10 protein-coding genes are annotated in these 17,241 nt (G+C 49.7%); 3 read left to right on the forward strand and 7 right to left on the reverse strand.

The genetic code is table 11. The annotated features are described in order from the left end of the window. Window positions 1-44: 44 nt before the first annotated feature. Both ACN0YN_RS18090 and ACN0YN_RS18095 read right to left on the reverse strand, forming a co-directional pair. Window positions 45-2,627 carry a hypothetical protein gene (locus tag ACN0YN_RS18090; protein ID WP_417386436.1) on the reverse strand — a complete coding sequence of 861 codons (2,583 nt, stop codon included), beginning with the start codon at window positions 2,625-2,627 and terminating at the stop codon, window positions 45-47. Beyond that, window positions 2,624-3,982 carry a hypothetical protein gene (locus ACN0YN_RS18095; protein WP_417386437.1) on the reverse strand — a complete coding sequence of 453 codons (1,359 nt, stop codon included), beginning with the start codon at window positions 3,980-3,982 and terminating at the stop codon, window positions 2,624-2,626. The genes ACN0YN_RS18090 and ACN0YN_RS18095 overlap by 4 nt, the downstream gene beginning before the upstream one ends. A gap of 798 nt (window positions 3,983-4,780) precedes the next feature. Here ACN0YN_RS18095 and ACN0YN_RS18100 point away from each other — a divergent pair. From ACN0YN_RS18100 to ACN0YN_RS18110, 3 genes are all read left to right on the forward strand, one after another. After that, on the forward strand, window positions 4,781-6,961 hold the full coding sequence (locus tag ACN0YN_RS18100; RefSeq protein WP_417386438.1) for a hypothetical protein: 2,181 nt from the start codon (window positions 4,781-4,783) through the stop codon (window positions 6,959-6,961). 854 nt (window positions 6,962-7,815) lie between these two features. Then, the gene (locus ACN0YN_RS18105) at window positions 7,816-8,946 is read left to right on the forward strand and encodes a lipocalin family protein (protein WP_417386439.1); all 1,131 of its coding nucleotides are present in this window, start codon (window positions 7,816-7,818) and stop codon (window positions 8,944-8,946) included. Window positions 8,947-9,246: 300 nt separating this feature from the next. Beyond that, entirely contained in the window at window positions 9,247-10,260 is a 1,014-nt protein-coding gene (locus ACN0YN_RS18110; RefSeq protein WP_417386440.1) for a hypothetical protein, read from the forward strand. A 200-nt stretch (window positions 10,261-10,460) separates the two neighbouring features. On the opposite strand, the gene ACN0YN_RS18115 is transcribed toward ACN0YN_RS18110, so the two are convergent. From ACN0YN_RS18115 to ACN0YN_RS18135, 5 genes are all read right to left on the reverse strand, one after another. Further along, the gene (locus ACN0YN_RS18115) at window positions 10,461-11,222 is read right to left on the reverse strand and encodes an RNA polymerase sigma factor (RefSeq protein ID WP_417386441.1); all 762 of its coding nucleotides are present in this window, start codon (window positions 11,220-11,222) and stop codon (window positions 10,461-10,463) included. 62 nt (window positions 11,223-11,284) lie between these two features. Next, window positions 11,285-13,867, reverse strand: coding sequence for a protein kinase domain-containing protein (locus ACN0YN_RS18120; protein ID WP_417386442.1), 2,583 nt, complete (start codon window positions 13,865-13,867; stop codon window positions 11,285-11,287). Window positions 13,868-13,955: 88 nt separating this feature from the next. Next, a complete protein-coding gene (locus ACN0YN_RS18125) occupies window positions 13,956-14,519 on the reverse strand; it encodes a hypothetical protein (protein WP_417386443.1) in 564 nt (187 codons plus the stop codon). An 86-nt stretch (window positions 14,520-14,605) separates the two neighbouring features. Next, window positions 14,606-16,519 (reverse strand): M48 family metallopeptidase, encoded by a 1,914-nt coding sequence (locus ACN0YN_RS18130; protein WP_417386444.1) that lies wholly within the window; start codon window positions 16,517-16,519, stop codon window positions 14,606-14,608. 34 nt (window positions 16,520-16,553) lie between these two features. Further along, complete coding sequence (locus tag ACN0YN_RS18135) at window positions 16,554-17,057, reverse strand: hypothetical protein (RefSeq protein WP_417386445.1); 504 nt, start codon at window positions 17,055-17,057, stop codon at window positions 16,554-16,556. Between the last annotated feature and the right edge of the window lie 184 nt (window positions 17,058-17,241).

The following is a 17,241-nucleotide window of genomic DNA, read 5'->3' on the forward strand; positions in this document are numbered from 1 at the left end:
TTACGATGCATCATTGGGAATCCAGTGTGCTGTGCCGGTACTTCTCAGTTTTCTCGTGATCGGTATAAATCGATCTCATGGTCTTCCAGTTTCAGAAAGAGTCGATAATGAATCCGGCAACCGGTCGATTCCGGACCAAAAGTTTCTTCGAAAAACTTACGTTGTTCCGGATAGTGACTAAGCATCGAGGTTGCGATTTTCAGGTCTTTTTCTTTTTTGTCATACTCTTTCTGAAGATCGTTTTTGTTGTTAGCATTTGAATTATTTAATTTTTTAAATACGTCATTTAGCTGTTTTCGTTTTTCGTCGAGAGATTTTTTTATACTCGATTCCCTGTCTTTGCCAAGACGATGATTAACGACCTCATCCCCATACTCACTAGTCCATAGCTGTCCCTCTCCAGCCGATATGATGTCATAACCTTCATTAAAGGAACTTTGAAGATACTTGGGAGCACCGTAAAGTTTGCAGAGCAAGGTGTATTCCTTCTTCTTTTTTTCCTCAAGGCTAAGCTCCACTCTAAATTGTGGAGGAGCTTTCAATGATGAGTCATCTGTATCAAGATTAAAGTCCATTGGAAAAATAAGTTTGTATTGTGATTCTAAAATGTGTGGTGGATCTGTCATAAATTGACATGCAACCGGTCCATTTTTTTGAGAATCACATGAAATTATTTCAATGAATACTTTGTATCCAATCTTTTTAAATGTGCTGAGTTGCTCAAATGGAAAATTTATTTCAAGAAGTTGTTGGTCTTTGCCTTTTCCGAATTGGAGTGGCTCAGTTTTAATTGTATTTCTCAATTGGCAAATAAGACTCTGGTCGCCTACCATAAGTTTTAGCGAGGCATATCTTAAGAGATCGTCGTGCAAATTCTTACTATTCCACTTAAATGAAAGAATTCCTTCATTCAATTTCAATTCTGCAATTGGCGTCGTGTTTTTTTCTAGGGATGATGGAGGTAGTGGATATTGAATAATCCAACGATTGCGAGGTGCATTTGATCTTGAATCAGGTACCACTTCAAAATCAGAATTACTGTTGGACAAGAGTGTTTTGCCCCCAATAATTTCCAGTAATAATGACTCTTCCGGCAGGAGATTAAGCTTAGCCAGAGGGAACCATTTCTCATTTTTACCAGACTTTCTGAGATCTCCAGTTTGTTTTTGTTCCCATTCCGGTAGTGCGAGAACCCGCTTCTGAAAAGCCGGATCCTGAAAGGGATTGTGTTTCTCTTGCTTTTTCGGATTGGGTTGTGGTGTTGCTGGTTCCGGCTCTTTGGTTTTAGCTGAATTCATCTCTGCCTTTGGGGGCTTCGCTGTTTCCTCGCTTGAACTGGTCTCAGGCGCAACGGGAGGTAGGCTTTGTTCTTCGGTCTCCACCGCGGCTGGCTCTGGAACAGCTTCCTCAATGGTTGCAATCGTTACTGGAGCTGTTTTCTTATCTTCTTCAGACGGCACACTGGCTTGTTGATTCTTCCCGAACCAGGATCCAATCAGGAAGGTCAGCAACAGGAGCAGTATCAGTCCGCTTCCCCCCGCCACGAAGTAGATGATCTTCGTCCGCCGTCGTTTCCGGTTCGAAAAATCTGCCTGCTGCCGCGCTTGCCATGAGGCAGTGTGAGGCGTCTGCTGACCGCCGGTGACAGCCTGTGGGTTCGGAAAATGATAGACACCGGCAGCCGATTCCGGTGGTGCAGGGGGTTTGTCCGACACCAGATCTTCTTCCGTAATTTCGAGAGAAACTGAATCTTCGGGGGAATGAGTATGTGGGGATACCGCTGGTGCAGCTGTGGACGGTCGGGGCGCAACGGGAGGATGCGGTCGTTCTATCTCGCCGGTTCGTGCCAGGGAAATTAAAGGATTGTTTTCCGAGACCGTAGCAGGTTTCGCCAGATCAATCACCAGGGCATGGGGGTGCCGTCGCAATGCAGTCGCTTCACCAGTCTCATCCAGTACAAATCGCAACTGGCAATCCAGGCCTGCCGGCAGTTTCGTGAAGTAAGTACTGAACGTGGTCCGCCACCGCTTGTCTTCCGGCAGCAGGGAAAAAACTTCACAGACCAGTGACAGCGTATCGGTTCCTTTAGGAAAAATCACTGAGACCGGCTTATCGGCATTTGTCAGTAGTTGATTCGCTACTACACCTGCCCAGCCGGCGTCGCCACTGACCTGTTTCCACGCCTGACAGGGGCCAGAAGGAGCGATCGGGGGCGCAGGCACTTTCCGCGGGGGAACAAGCTGGACCTTCCCGTCCCACTGTGTACACGAAAATCCTTCAGTCGCAAGGATAGCCGCTGGTCCGACAGGTATGATTTCCGATTGATCCAGGGCCACATGATGCGCAAGCTTATTCGAGCGTTGTGTGTAATCCTGACCTGCATCAGCGATGCGGGAGAGTACATGATAACCTCGACCACCAATCTGAATCTTGAGGTGGGAATAATTGACCGGATTAAATCTGGCTGCAGTGGTGTGAGGGGGAAAAGCATGTCGATAGGCACTCATCGACTCCAGTTTCATTGCCAGGTTGCGTGCCATTCCAGACGTGCTGATGACCGTACAGAATCCATGACTGCCGGGTTTGAGTCCTTCCGGTGCTGAAGTGTAGATAATCTCCTGGGTCATGTTCCTGCCTCTCGATGATTTTGTGGCTGAACATGCGCGTCTTGTTCAGAAACCTGACCATTTCCCGGTTGGGTCTGTCGGGCCGGGGAGGAAAGGGAGGGCACCAGATGGGGGACTGCTTTGTGGAGTCCAAATAAAAACGGGATTTCGGTCCACATCGGCCGGATCCGTGATGGCCTGATCGCCAGTCCGCCTTGTGGCGAGAGTTCCGGACCCGATCCCAGTGCGCTGACGGGGATGTAGGTCACGTTCTCGGCAAAGCTTTCTGCGGCCGATACAAATTCAGGGGTCAGATCAGAAAGAACGGATCTGATCTTATCTGAGACTTTCTGAATGCGCTCTGTATCAAGCTGAAAACCCCCTGTTGTTGATTCCTGCATAAGATGCGAGGAATTGAGAGGAGGGCAGCCAATCAGAGAACACCAGGCGTCGTATTTCGTAACGACGATAATCAGCGGGCGTTCGTATTTGGCATTCTGCGCAGTTCCTGCTTGAGTTCGAATGCGACTGGCAGCCTCGAACAAAACCTGATCCTGTCGATGAGTCCAGGCACGATCTTTCATTTGCGGATCTGCTGTCTTACCTGCACACCGGGTTCTTACATGGGGATGTTGCGTTGGATCAAACAGGAAAAACAGAGCTTGCGAAAGCGACAGATGCTGAGTGCCATAATTATTCGCGTTTGAGCCACCAGGAAGAAAGTGTTCGCCCGCATTATCATATAGACAGACAGCGCGGGAAAGCTGGGTGGATTTTGATTTGAGCGGATGGTTGTTATCGGGCTGTAAGGAGAAGACAAACGGTTTGGCCAGCCAGACGGACCGCTGGTCAATCGAAACCCCCTGGTAGAGTTCTCCTTCTTTTTCCGTTTTCGGCAGAGCGACCAGTTCATGCGAATCCGGGTTCAGAAACAGCTTCTCTTCGTAGTCATTGAGCAGCTGGTTCGCCAGGGGATCTGCATCCGAGAAAGCTAAATGAAAGGAACGTCGCAATATGTTCCGCAATCCCCAGATCATGGAGGCCAGAAAGTAGGATTTACCCGAACCTGGTGCTCCCAGAATTGAAAAGAGCAACGGTTTCATTTCCAGCAGCGCACGTGGTATTTTCAGATGACAGTGAGGGCAGGCGAGATCATTACAGGGCACTCCTTTGATATCTATTGCCTGTCCGTTGACATTAAAGCGGGTTGGCAGAAACCGGAGTTGTTCATCTGAACCAGCAACTGGGTCACCACATAGATCTGGATGAACGGCGATCCAGAGAATTTCGTGAGGAGCAAATTCCTGCCAGCAGTGAGGACAGGTGATTCGTGATCGCAAACCTAGTTTGAGCGCATCTTTTTGCGTTGAACGCATTGATTGCCTTACACCTTATCACTGGACATTTTGAGTTGTTAGCGCAATTAAGTACACATTATGCCAGATCAAGATAGGTGAATCAATTTAATTACCAGACAATCTCTAAGTAAGTCCTGTCTGATGATAAAGGATTGCTGAGTGAAGATTTCCCCCGACCAGAATTAAAAACGGACGCTGATTTTTACCTTGATATGGATGCCGGTAATTTCTTTTGATTTGACTTTTCAAAGTACTCACATACTGCATCGTGGGGGCTTTAATACTGCAATCATTCATTGAAAAGATTTAGGTGATGCTTCAGTTGTTTTTCGAAACAACCCTTTTTCTGTTTTACATCGAGTCAGGGAAGCCGGTAGTATGTGGAGAAGTATGGTGGCTGGTTGTTCATTTGTGTTCAGTTCACTTCCATTGCTGTTGATATAGATCGGGGGATAACTCTGGTTAGCTGTGATTACAAGTCGTCTACTTTACAAAATGACGCAGGGATGGCTTCAAAAAAGACGTTCTGATGAATGGGGAAAGCCGTAAGTGAATCCTGTATACAGAACAAAATGTCCTGGCTGTCAAAGTATCATCGGATTTGGTAGTGATCTGCTTAACAGGACTGCGCCATGCCCTTTCTGCCAGAGACCACTAAAGTTCCCCGCCAATCCACCACCTGTTCCGCCCCCTCCTCCCGCGCACGCTGCTCCTCCTCTGCCTCCTGCAGCACCGGTATCTACGATAGAATCGGCAGCAGTATCTAAACCAGTGGTACCAGCGAAGCAGATTCAGCTTTGGGTCTGGGGTTTCTGGGTGGCGCCCATCGTCGCAGTAGTCATTTCAGGATTCGTTATTTACAGCACCAGCCAGCGATCTGCTGAAAGGCAGGATTTGATCGCAGACAATCATCTGCAGACAGAAATAGATCGTGCAAAAGACTGGATTAAAAACGGATCACCTGCTCAGTTTCAATCTGTCGAGGAAAGCCTGCTGGCGGCTATGCAGAACACGCATGTCACGGATACGACTCAGGCTCAGGAAACACTCACTCAGCTTCAGAATCGCAATGCAATTTTCCAGGCAGATGCTCTGTTCGAGACGGCAAAACAATCAGTGGAACAACGGCAGATTTCCCAGGCCATCACAGAACTGGTTCAATACCTGGCGGATGAGAAAGGCAGCTGTCACGATCAGGCGCAGAGTTTGCTTGATGAAGCGCAATTCGTAACAGATCCCAACAGCCCGTTGCTCGTCTTAGAGAAAATGACAGACACAGAGTTCAATCAGTTTCAGAAGGGGGCTGCTTTCAGGAACAATAAAATCTCCAACAAAACTCTGCTGGCCTTTTTCGAGGACAGGTTAAAGGACCAGATTCCCGCTGCGGTTCAACTACGGGAAGCTAACAGGCAGAAGCAGAAACAGATGGAACAGGAGAGGATCCTGGCCGAACAGAAGCAGAAAGAGATCGACAAGAAGAAAAAATTACTTCAGCAAGAGGAAGAAATCAGACTCAGGCAGGCCATGGTGGGTAAAAAGCTGCTGGCTCTGAAAAGTCGGGGGTCAGCAGTGAGATGCCTACAGTTTTCCCCGGATGGTAAGCTTCTGGCAGCTGGCGATGAAAGTGGCAGGATCTCTGTCTGGAATGTCAGTACGGGGCTCCCCTCTGTCACTATGCAGGATCGTCACAAACTGATGGTTGAATATCTCGAGTTTACTCCTGATGGAACGCGGCTGATCAGTGGTAGTGTTGATGACCTGCCATCCAACGCCGTGATGTCTCTTGATTTTCGTGATATGCTGGCTGGTAAGGTGAAGAATCAGGTGGTCGAAGATGACCGACTGCGACTGTGGGATATGAAGACAGGACAGCAGATTCATACCTTTCACAACTACAATTCGCATGTTTCGTCTATTCTGGCAACTCCCGATTCCAGTAGCGTCATCGTAGGAACGGCAGAGAGTCTGATCTGGTTTCATCTTGATACGGGAGACGAGTACCACCGTATGAATGGAAAGCAGTTCAGACAATCAAAACTGAAAATGACGTCTGATGGAAAGAATCTGCTGGTCTCCGGTGTTGGTAACTATGGTCAGGGTGTGAGTGTATTTGATCTTAAAACGTTGAAGCCGTTACACAGTTTTTCAGCAGAATACGATGACAATGCCTTCGGGCCACGCTTTAACCGAAATGTTTCTTCTATTGCCTGCTTACCGGATGGAAAGCAGTTTGTGTTTGGCACCAGTCGCTGTATTCAGACAGCTCTGTTTCACTGCGATATCGATACTGGGCGTGTGGTTCAAAAACTGAAAACAGAAGAAATGGCATTCAGCCCTTATACTCAGGATTCCTGGGTGAGTGGGATCTCTGTATTTCCTGACGGACAGAGAATCCTGGTTTCAAGTTATTATGAGAACTTAACCGTCAGCAAAGCTTTTAAAAATCTTGGCGATCTATCGGATGGAAAAAAAATTGAGCAGGACAAGTCTGCATTGAGGATATGGGATCTGAGTCTGGGGAAGCTGACTCACAAGTTTCTGACTCAGAACGGCTGGTGTACCTGTTCGGACATGACGGCTGATGGCTGGCTTGCAGCAACAGGGCACACAGACGGTACCATCTGGATCTGGGGAATGCCAGGGGGTGGGATACCGCTGACGGGAGTTCCAGGTTCCGCGCCAGCCAGTACGCCACCGAATCATTCCAGTAACTCTTCCTCTGTCAAATCGAGTGGAGGTTGGACGGCATATCAACAGCCGGTTCCCTTAGATGGAAAGAGTGGGCGATACCTCAAATGGGATCAGGGTATCCTCAGTTGTTCACTTATAAAAAGGGGAGTCGAGTCTCCTGCTCCGTTGTGGCAGGTGCAGGTTAATCATCTCGGGGCAGCACTGAATCCATCTTTATATCTGTCACCTGATCGGAAAACGGTTCGAGTTTCTGCGACCAACGGACAATTTGCTGAGTATGACGTGATGACAGGTAAGCGAAAATAGTTCGAGGGGAAAAGATGTTTCGACAACGATGATCAACGTTCAAGTTTTGCATAATGAGTGTGCGGAGTGACCTCCTTTATGCAGGCTCTTCAACTTCTGCAGCAGGCGTTCGATACTTCCTTTGAGGTTGTTTCATTTGTCGGAGCGTGATCAAAAGGAGATGGTTATTTTCGAAAGTTTTAAACCCTCCCTTTAAAATTGGGTTTGCAGTCTCCAGGGTCAGTGTTCACAAAAAACAAAAGCAAACTGGTAGTGTCGATGTGGTTTCCAGTAATCATAAACTGCTGAGGTCAAAGAGATCGAAACACCCGCGGGGGTACTGTTCGTATATTGTTTTGATTTATTTGAGACATTCAATCTGAAAATGGATGGTGTGAAAATATCCACGATTCGTAGCCCCCGATTTCCTCCCTGTTGCTGTCAGTATTTTGACTAACCCGCGATTGCCCCGTTCAAAACAAAGCAGCTCTTCGGTACAAGAGAACCCCCGTGCCGCAAAAGTGCCACCAAGGTAGAACCTGACTGGGAATGGCACCTGGGAAACTGGGACAGAAATCAGGATAAATTGTGCGGGCTGATTAAATTTGCAGGGAGGGAGTTGGTTATGACGAGGTAAGGTTTCCTAAATGGTTATTTCGTAATAGGTTACGTATTGTGGTTGGTCTGGGGATGAGCTGAGTAACGTGGTTTTCTAATATGAATTCAGGGCGTTCTTCCCACAGACGGGGCTGAAAATGTCAGGAAAACTGAAAAAAACTCGTCTGGCGTGTCACAACTCAGAGGGGGGCTTGTAAGGGAATTGTCTCAACGAGAGCAACCTTAACAACACAAACTTTTTTCTTCTGGAGCCTGACATGACATTCAACTTTAACACAAAACTGTTTCGAGAATTCTGCAACAAAACACTGGTTAAAAGTCTGCTTTGCGGACTTGTTGCTTTCAACACGCTGGGCGGTCCAAATTTCGCTGTCGCAGCTAATCCCGCCTCTAAAGCTGCCGAGTATGAAGAGTGGGGTCTGGATTATCCCGGTAAGACTCCTTCCAAGGGAACCGCTTCGGAATCTGAAGCTCCAGCAGAACGACCTGTGTCGCAGGCTCCTGTTTCTCAAGCACCTGCATCGAACCCTGCAGAATTGATGGGGGGAGCTGTCCCTCAGGACATCGCTGGCTCCTTTGAGCAGGCTGCAGTTCATGTGATCGTGTTTTACGGTGATGGCAAGCACATGATGATGCCGGGCTGGATTGTTGATACGGAACGTCGCATTATCCTGACGTTCGCTCTGATGAAAGATGCCACCAGGGTTCACATTGCTTACCCGCAGGTGCCTTCCGATGAAAAAGATACAATGGTAGGGTCCCCGGCCGTCATTCTGAATTATGACAGCAAGATGGATGTAGCTTATCTGCAGGCCAAAACGATGCCACAACAACTCGTCCATCTGACCACATCGAATGCACCACAGGGACGTCCCGCTCCTCAGCGTACTGTCAGCCACAAGCCGACTGCACCAGTGCCTCCTGCTCAGGGTGGTCACAATGGTGGTCAGCAGGGTGGTTTCCCTGGTGGTGGCTTCCAGGGGGGCGGACAGCAGGGACAGTTCAATGGTGGCGGATTTAACGGTGGACAGCAGGGATCATTCAACGGTGGTCATCAGCAGGGAAATGGTGGTTACACTCCTCCCCAGCAGCAGTCAAATCCGCTCGTAGGAAAATGGTATCTGCAGGATGTAGTGAACGGGACACAGATTCAGATCGCCGTAGCATTCAGTGCACAGGGACAGTTTGCCATGCAAGTAATGTCAGTCGATGCTAACGGCCAGCAGAATCAGAATTCAGAAAGTGGTACCTACAGTATTCAGGGAAACACGCTGACTCTGAAGACCAGCGATGGAATGGAACAGTCAAAGTTCTGGTTTGAAAACGGTGTCCTGTATGTCCAAATGGTTGCAGACGGAACCACATTCGCCTTCCAGCAGGCATCATGAAAGGAGTTGAAAGAGTAAGAGGTTGTTCTTGAAAAGCCCTCGTTCCTCGGGAACGGGGGCTTTTTTTCTATCCAGACAAGATCTTCTCTACAAAAAAATCTGTCCGAACCGTGTCACAAACCGCCTTCAGACCGGTATGGGAAGACGTTCACATTTCACTCTTTAAGGAACACGACCATGAAAACTCTTTCCTGTATGAGAATACCGAGACTCGCTGTATTCGTATGCCTGGTATCCGTCACGATTATGAACTCGTTCTATTACACAGCAACCGCGGCTCCTTATCGCCAGAAAATTCACATGAAACACATAAAACTCTACGATGCGAATGGCTTCGGACAACCAATTGTCGCCCGGTCTTTTCTCATGCCCGCTGACTGGCAGGTTGCCGGAGGAGTTCAGTGGAGCACGCACTACGATCCGAACCAGCCTGCCTATTTCGAGAGTTTTTCCGCGATGAGTCCTGATGGACGGGTCAGCTTTGATATGCTGCCTGCCTATTCCTGGATCTGGTTTACGGATCCTGGCATTCGTCAGATGATGATCCAGACCGGCAATGCCTCACGTCTGGCGTCGCCGCTTGATGCAACGGGAGTTGTGCAGGAATACATTATCCCGAACTACCGGCCGGGCGCTGTTATCGTTTCGGTAAAACCGCGTCCCGACCTTACCAATGCACTTCGCCAGCAGTTGATTAAACTGGGTTTGGGCAGACTGGAAGCCAATGGATGCCGGGTGACTCTGGATTTTGTCGAAGCACAAATCGCGTACACTCAAAACGGAGTACGGTACCTGGAGTCGGCAGTGGTCCAGTTATTCCGGTCCGACTTTCCTTCTACCGGCATGCAGTCCTTTACGGCTTCGAATCTGTTCCTCTTCAAGGCACCTGCAGCAGAATGGGAGGAAAATCAACTCATTTATGCTACCGCGATGCGTTCGATGCGACAGAATCCCGCCTGGCTCAAAGCAATCAACCAGTTCCACAGGAAAATGGCCCAGATTCGTCAGCAGGGAGCAGTTCGTCGTCAGCAAATCATGAATCAAATGTATGAAGAAATGCGAGAATCGCAGCAGGAATCCTGGGAATATCGGCAGGAGTCTATCGATCATGTCGCACGTGAGTTCAGCGAATCCATTCGTGAAGTCGAAACCTATCATGACCCGGCAACCGGTTATGATGTGGAACTTCCTCAGAACTATGAATATGCATTTTCGAATGGGCTGGGTGAGTATATCATCACAAACGATCCGCTCTACAATCCGAGTCAGGATCAGTTTGGGGGCAACTGGCATCCGCTGCAGGCGGCTCCCTAGACTGTGTCCAGTTTTATTGTAGCGTTTCCAGGGCCATTTGTACCGAGTATATCAGATTGAGAGACGCTATGGTTAAATGTGATGCGATCTAACAGGGCTGCTTGCGGTGGCTCAGAACTCTGTGTTACCAGAGTCAGGTGTGCGATTGTCACGAAGATGCATCAGCAATTGTGGCAGTCGCATGCTTTTTTTCCCTGACCTCAGCTGGAATTCGAAGACCAGTCTGCCGGCAGAACATCGCGGATCCGATCCAACAGCTGCAACTGAGCCAGTTCGTCCTCAAGTCGCTCTGGCGTTGTTACGTTAACCACATCTGCGACTTCCGCTACGAGAAACTCTGCAAACCGGACTCGTGCCCGGCGCAACTGCTGGCGTGCCTGATCAGCGCGGACCGGTTTTCCGATTTCCTGGCTCAGACGCTCGGCGAGTTCTTCGGAAGAGCAATCCGGATCATCGGTCCGCAATTTCAGGATGCTGTAAGCCACACTTCCTGTGTGGTTCTGCTGATACTGCTCGAGTTGAGTCCAGGCAAGGCTCAGGATCTGGTCCTTCCAACTCTCGGTCCAGGCCGCATCGGTCTCATTGTTTGAGCTGTCTTCATTCAGGTCCAGATCGTAATCGACAGTACGGCGGACTTTTTGTTTCGCCCACAGGTTACGAACCATATTACGAACTGCTACTTTGAGCAGATCGCGGAAGCGTCCTTTCTGGGGATCTGCTCCTGCAAAGTCACCCTGGAGCAACCGGACCATGACATCCTGTGAAATCTCATCTGCCAGATGTTCGTCACGGGTAATGGCCCGGACATAGCGTCGGATTGCAGGCGAGTATCTCATCACCAGGTACTGTCTTGCTTCGGCGCCACCGGCGAGCGATTCACCGTGGGCTCGCTGGATGACGCTCCAGCGGGTCGGCTGTGCATCGAAACGGGATACAAATTCTTCAGGTTCCAGATCTGACATCTCAATTTTCCGGGGGCTGTTTGTTGATAATGTTACGTTTTGTTTTCAGGCTGAGGATACTGCTATTTCTGTTGCACTGATTTCGGAGCATCCAGCGTTGCCGGCGGTATTGTAGTCCGTCCTCTTTCCAGACTGCGAATTTTCAGCTGTTCCATTTCTGTTTCGAGTTGATGTTTCAATGCGACCGTTTTCCAGTAAGGTGAACCGGGACTGCTCTGGGTTGCTGCGTCCAGCTTTTCGTAAATTTCAAGGCTCTCGTTCAAATACGCAATTGCCTGTTGCAGGGATTTGAGCTGTTCGGGAGCGGTGGAATGCTGACGATCGCCTTCGACGAGCAGTTCAGCGTACGATCTGAGTAAACCTGCGAGAATCAATTTTTGTTGTCGGGAACCATCATTTCGGGCCAGGTCGATCGCCTCACGCAGATGGTCAGCAGCTGCTTCGTAGCGCAAACGAAGCCGTTGTACGTCAGCCATCAGTTTGTGAGAGTGCTGGGATTGTTCCCGGAATTCTTTCGGGTTAGACAAAAACAGTTTTTCTGAAAACTGCTGGTGCACCTGTGCCGTTTCCAGAGCGGCATCCAGATCGGGGCTGGCGATCTCCAAAGCCAGACGTTGTTCCAGAAACGCCAACAGGGACAAGATGATAACGGGACTCTCCGGAATTTCGCTGGCAAGGCTCCGCTGTTCTTCGATGGCCTGATCCAAAAGCTGATCTGCTTTTTTCTGCTGGTTCTCTGAAACGAGGATTTGAGCCAGACGCGAGCGTGTTTTGGCCTGCTGCCAGACAATGTGCAAATCTTTTTGGGCCGGTTGCTCGAAACTGGAGATGGCATCTTCCAGATATTCGCTGACGAGACGCTTACTGTTTTCGAAGGTCCCTTGTGGAGACGTTTCAACCACATCTACCATCAGCAGAGAAAGTTGTGCCAGCAGTTCATCGACGGCAGGATCATCACCGGATTTTTGGAGTTCGCGGCAGGCATCCATCAGTTTTCGGCAGCGATCGAAGGACTCCTGACTGGAAAGGCGATCTAGATCGAGCAGGACCGTCAACCAGTCTGCACTCAGGATCAGAAGACGAGTATTGCGATCGGGATTCTGAATGGCAGCCAGTAACTCAGTCGCCTGTTGGACCTCTTTCTGCGCGGCACTGCCCTGGCCGAGTTGCTGGTTCAATTGCGCCAGCCGCATCAATATTTCGGCACGGGGTTGTCTGAGACTGGATGCGTCGGCACCCGCGTGCTGTTCCAGATCTTGATATAACTGCAATGTATTGCGATAGCTTTCAACAGCCTGCTGGAGTCGCACATCGGTTGCAAAGAACGGATCGGACTGAATTTCGGCGATTCTCAGGTAGGCTTGCGCAATGTACTCGGCGAGTGTCCGGTCGGCGGCTACGTCCTGTTCCAACTGTTTTAGATGCTCGAGTGTTTTCGAGACGAGTTCTTCCTGCTGCGTGCTGCCACCGCGCAGTCGTGCGATTTGAGGAATATGCTCATTCACCAGCCAGCGACCGAGTTCCTGGCTCCCTTGAAACAGTCGTTCGGATCGGTTTAAAGCAACCTCCAGACGTTCGACGTGAAATGAGACTCCGAGGACTGCCGCAGCAAGTGTGAGGATGGAAACCGTTGCCAATACTGTGTAGACCGGATGTCGGCGCGCCCATTTCCAGCTTTTTTCCCAATAAGGCGTTCGCCGTGCCTGAACGGGACGATGATCGAGGAACCGTTGAATATCTTCGGCAAGCGCGGCAGCAGATTCGTAGCGTTTCTGCGGTTTTTTATCCAGACACTTCAGGCAGATGGTTTCCAGATCGACCGGAACCCGCGGTTGTAGTTTGCGCGGGCTGACTGGTTCCTCGGTCAAGACCATCATAATCGTCTGCATCAGGTCGGGGGTCTGAAAGGGAGGACGTCCGGTCAGAAGTTCATAGAGGATCGCTCCGATGGCATAGACATCGGTAGCCGGGGAAAACTGCTTCACAACACCGCTTGCCTGTTCCGGTGCCATGTAGCTGGGGGTTCCGATGATTTCACCGGTTTGTGTTTTGTGTTCGTCGCCGCCGTGCAGGCGTTTGGCCAGACCGAAGTCCATGACTTTGATGTTCCCGTCCCTGTCCCGCATGACATTGGAGGGTTTGAGATCCCGGTGGAGAATTCCGGCCCGATGGCAGGCTTCGATCGCTTCGGAGATCGCGAGAATCAACTTTGCCGTCTGAGTGGGGGAAGGCAATTGCTCTCGCAGAGATTCGGATAACGTCACACCCTCGATGTATTCCATCGCCAGGTAAGGCAGACCGTTTGTCTCGCTGGCTTCGTAGATCTGGCAGACACCAGGATGAGTCACTGCCGCGACTGCTCTCGATTCCTCTCGAAAGCGCGACAACAGGGCAGGGGAAGCCGCGCCAGCCGCAGCGACAACCTTGATCGCGACAAGCCGTTCCAGGTCCAGATGTTGAGCGAGATAGACACAACCCATGCCTCCCTGACCGAGAATTGAGATCAGACGGAATCCGGGAATCTCAGGTAAAGGAGCGGGAGAACCCATTCTTCGGGGGGCTGTCTGCTGATCCGAAATTGTACCCAGAAAAGTGGTTTCAGCATGTAACTCTCTCTCGTCTTGATTTTCTGAATTCGGCTTCATCCCCCACCCCAAAAAAGTATTTCGCAAAGGTTTGATCAATCGACCAAACCTTTGCGAAATGTTCACCGCTGGATTTACGGCAAGCGGACTAATTCCCTGAAGCGTTCAATAAATTTTCGATCTCTTTTTTGAATCCGACCCGGTTCTGATGCATGTAGGCGCAAATCATCCAGAGCTGGGAGGGGGTCAGTGTATCTGAAGGGGTGGTCATGTTCATGAACACCATGTCGAACTTTTCGGGCATACTGAAATAACCCAGGCCGGTTCGTTCATTCTTCGTGGCAACAGCTTTGATGACCGCGGGAGGCAGAGAACCTTCCTCAACTCCAGCGACGACCGTGTATGCCAGGATGCCGAAAACCAGTTCGCCTTTAAAATGACCCAGTTCGCGAAGTTCGAAGGTGATTTTGGAAGTCTCTCCATCCATCTCCCAGATCAACTGGTAGAATTTCTTTCCATTATCCAGAGTCTGCTCACGCAGAAAAACATCGTTCGACATCTTCTCCAGATTCGTTTTTAATTTTTCTAACGCCTTCTCCCGTGCTTTTTCCGCTTCCTGGTCTTTTTCATCAGCGAAGGCTGTTCCACCGGCCATGACAACAAACATCAGGGAAAAAGCCAGCAGTGATCGAATCATTACGTGCAAGTTCATTTTAGTTTCCAATCTGTAAATTCTTGAGCAGGTTAAGTGAGATTTTAATAAATTGACTAAGAATAGTAGTGTGAAACTGTATTGCTTCAGCGCGACTCGTTGACGGGTACGACCGCAACAACAAGTTCTTTAACGACTCCTTTATCGTACTGGACTGCAAGCCCGAGATCGCGATACAACTGGTGATACTCTTTGACGTCGAACAGATGTGCCAGCTCGACATCCCAGTCATCCCCAAATCGTTTCTTGATTTCAGCACTGGGCATTCCCACGGAAACATCGATCGATTCTCCGCCGAGTCCCGGACGATGTACTGTGATGGCAGGAGCTGCCTTACCATCCAGAATAATTGCCAGTACTTCACGTGTAGCCAGCACGGTAATGCCCAGATCTTTATACTTGTAGTACTTCAGATTCGTTCCTTCGACGACGGGGATTTCGACGTCAGCCGGTCCTAAATCATCCTTGAGTATTTTCAGGCTCTGGCTGAGCCCGATCACTTTTCCGTCAGGGAGTTTGACAGCCGTTACCGGTCGCCAGTCCTTAACCCCGGGTTTCCGAAACTGGGACTTTGCTTTCGGTTTGACCCCTGCGGCTTTTGCGAGATTGACATAATCATCATAAGCGATTGGCCACCATGAGCTGGATGCAGTCATACCGTTCAGATATTCTTCGAACAGCTTAAGGGCCGTCTGTTGCTTCTCAGGTTCCGCATTGACGGTAAGAGTTCGTGCCTGGTTAAATCGCAATGCGGATTCCATCGCTTTTACGGCTTCCCCATTGCCACGCACCGTTCTGGCTTTTGCCAGTAACTTTAAGGTCGAAGCTGTCAGTTCGGGACTGAAACCGCGTGCCGACCCGGAGTTGATCAGAATGGAAGCATGGACCAGAGGATCGAGTGTCTTTGCCTGGTCTTCATCCTTGAGTGCAGTGAAGACTTCATCAAACCAGCGTTCCGCCTGGCCAACATCTTTTCCTCCCGGATGAATCAGATAGGCCACTGCCAGATTGGCTTTGACCATCAGAAATGGGTCTTTCAGCTGCAAGCGTTCCTTGAGCCGCAAAGCTTCGCGGAAAGCACCGACTGCTTCAAACCACAATTTTTCGTCCACACCGCGAACGGCAGGTTCCAGTGAGTCCGGACGTCGATAGAAACCACCGACAACGAGATGACCGACATCAAAATTTCGCAAGTCTTTCTCATCGAGCCCATCGCAGTACTGCATCAATAATGCATAACCAAGATTGGCCCAGGCTTCATAGCACTCCGGGAACTCCTCTGTGACGTTTCGAAAACAGATTTCGGCGTGCGGATAATGCTGATTTTCCAGAAACATCACGCCGGTCTGAAACGAACTGAGTGATTGCCATAAGGCCTTTGTCCGCTCATCGTCAAACAGGTAAGCCGCACGATCTTCCCAGGAGGGGTGATTCAGTTTCAAACCTTCAAAACTGCAGTAAGGCGGACCGCTACCGCGCCATCCATTGAGATCGCTTACAAGTCCGCGACGGGTATAACCGGCTTTGAATGCCAGTTGCATCCCGAATAGATCTGCTTCGAGTTCTTTCTCGCGATCTGTCGCGAGTCGGACCACCTGTAGATCGTTTCCAAATTTCTGGAAAAACTCCATTTTCTTATGACTGTGACGGTGGTAAAGGTGCCCCAGTTCATGGCCAATCGTGAATGCCAGAGTTTCTTCATCAAACTTGGCAATCTTTTCGATCGTATCGACTGTCACCTCAATAAACGGGACATCCACACCGTTCTCAGTTCGAAATCCCGCAAACGCGTTGGCAAATCCGGGATCGATGACGGTGACTTTGGGCGGCCAGACTTCCCATCCTTCTGGCTGCTCCATAACGGCCAGCAATCTTTTTGTTACCCGATCCACAACCTCACGGTGCTTATCGGTCACCTCCCCGAACGATCGTTCGGGGAGCGTCCCGAGGAAAATCCCCAGGAACAATATGCAAAACAGCGGTTTTGTCAGATTAATCATTGTCTTCCCTTTACTTAGTAAGGTGCCCGTAGCACTAGTCCACAAGACGTAATTGTGAGAAGACATCCAGATTGATCGAAGAATTCTCTTTGCCTGTCACACCGGGAGCATTTCTTGCCGACTGGGAGACAGGTAGACTGATCTGGCCCTGGTTCCCGGCTTTTGTGGTGTTTAGCGAAAAATTCAACGAACCCGATTTGGGAGTCGACGCCATGGACGACGTTGTCCGGCCAAGTTGACCGATCGCCTCATTCTGGTTCAGAACGGCGTTTCGATTGTCTGATTGATTGTTCCGGCTCAGGGAACCAGCCGCCATTTGGGTGGCCGTATCTTGCCGCCCCAAAGAGGTGGCTCCTTGCGGTTTCGCAATGGTTCCGGAAGCGGAAGCCTTTGAGACTTCCAGGTTTGAAACGGGGTCTGTGATTCGTGACGATGCATCGGGGAAACTAATTTCCTGAGCAGTAACATGGTTCAGGGATACGTAGACCAGGTTACCGGCGATACATGCAGTCAGAATGGAACTTTTCATCTTTTTCATCGTAATCTCCTGTTGGGTTGCTCATGTTCTCCAGCTGTGGAACAGTATTGCGTGTTAATGAAGTTTACATTTCGCAAAACATCAGGTGCAAACTTCGAAGTATGAACTTTCGACTTTGCACCAGGCACTCTCCCGTACAGCGGATGACTCGAGTTGTGACAGGTGATTTGCAAAAAAATAATGA

Origin of the sequence: Gimesia sp. (genome assembly GCF_048260065.1) — a bacterium.
Classification (GTDB): Bacteria; Planctomycetota; Planctomycetia; order Planctomycetales; family Planctomycetaceae; genus Gimesia.

Coding starts and splice junctions, on each gene's coding strand:
- ACN0YN_RS18090 (WP_417386436.1), bottom strand. CDS start 2,627: ATGACCCAGGAGATTATCTACACTTCAGCACCGGAAGGACTCAAACCC.
- ACN0YN_RS18095 (WP_417386437.1), bottom strand. CDS start 3,982: ATGCGTTCAACGCAAAAAGATGCGCTCAAACTAGGTTTGCGATCACGA.
- ACN0YN_RS18105 (WP_417386439.1), top strand. CDS start 7,816: ATGACATTCAACTTTAACACAAAACTGTTTCGAGAATTCTGCAACAAA.
- ACN0YN_RS18110 (WP_417386440.1), top strand. CDS start 9,247: ATGAAACACATAAAACTCTACGATGCGAATGGCTTCGGACAACCAATT.
- ACN0YN_RS18115 (WP_417386441.1), bottom strand. CDS start 11,222: ATGTCAGATCTGGAACCTGAAGAATTTGTATCCCGTTTCGATGCACAG.
- ACN0YN_RS18120 (WP_417386442.1), bottom strand. CDS start 13,867: ATGAAGCCGAATTCAGAAAATCAAGACGAGAGAGAGTTACATGCTGAA.
- ACN0YN_RS18125 (WP_417386443.1), bottom strand. CDS start 14,519: ATGAACTTGCACGTAATGATTCGATCACTGCTGGCTTTTTCCCTGATG.
- ACN0YN_RS18130 (WP_417386444.1), bottom strand. CDS start 16,519: ATGATTAATCTGACAAAACCGCTGTTTTGCATATTGTTCCTGGGGATT.
- ACN0YN_RS18135 (WP_417386445.1), bottom strand. CDS start 17,057: ATGAAAAAGATGAAAAGTTCCATTCTGACTGCATGTATCGCCGGTAAC.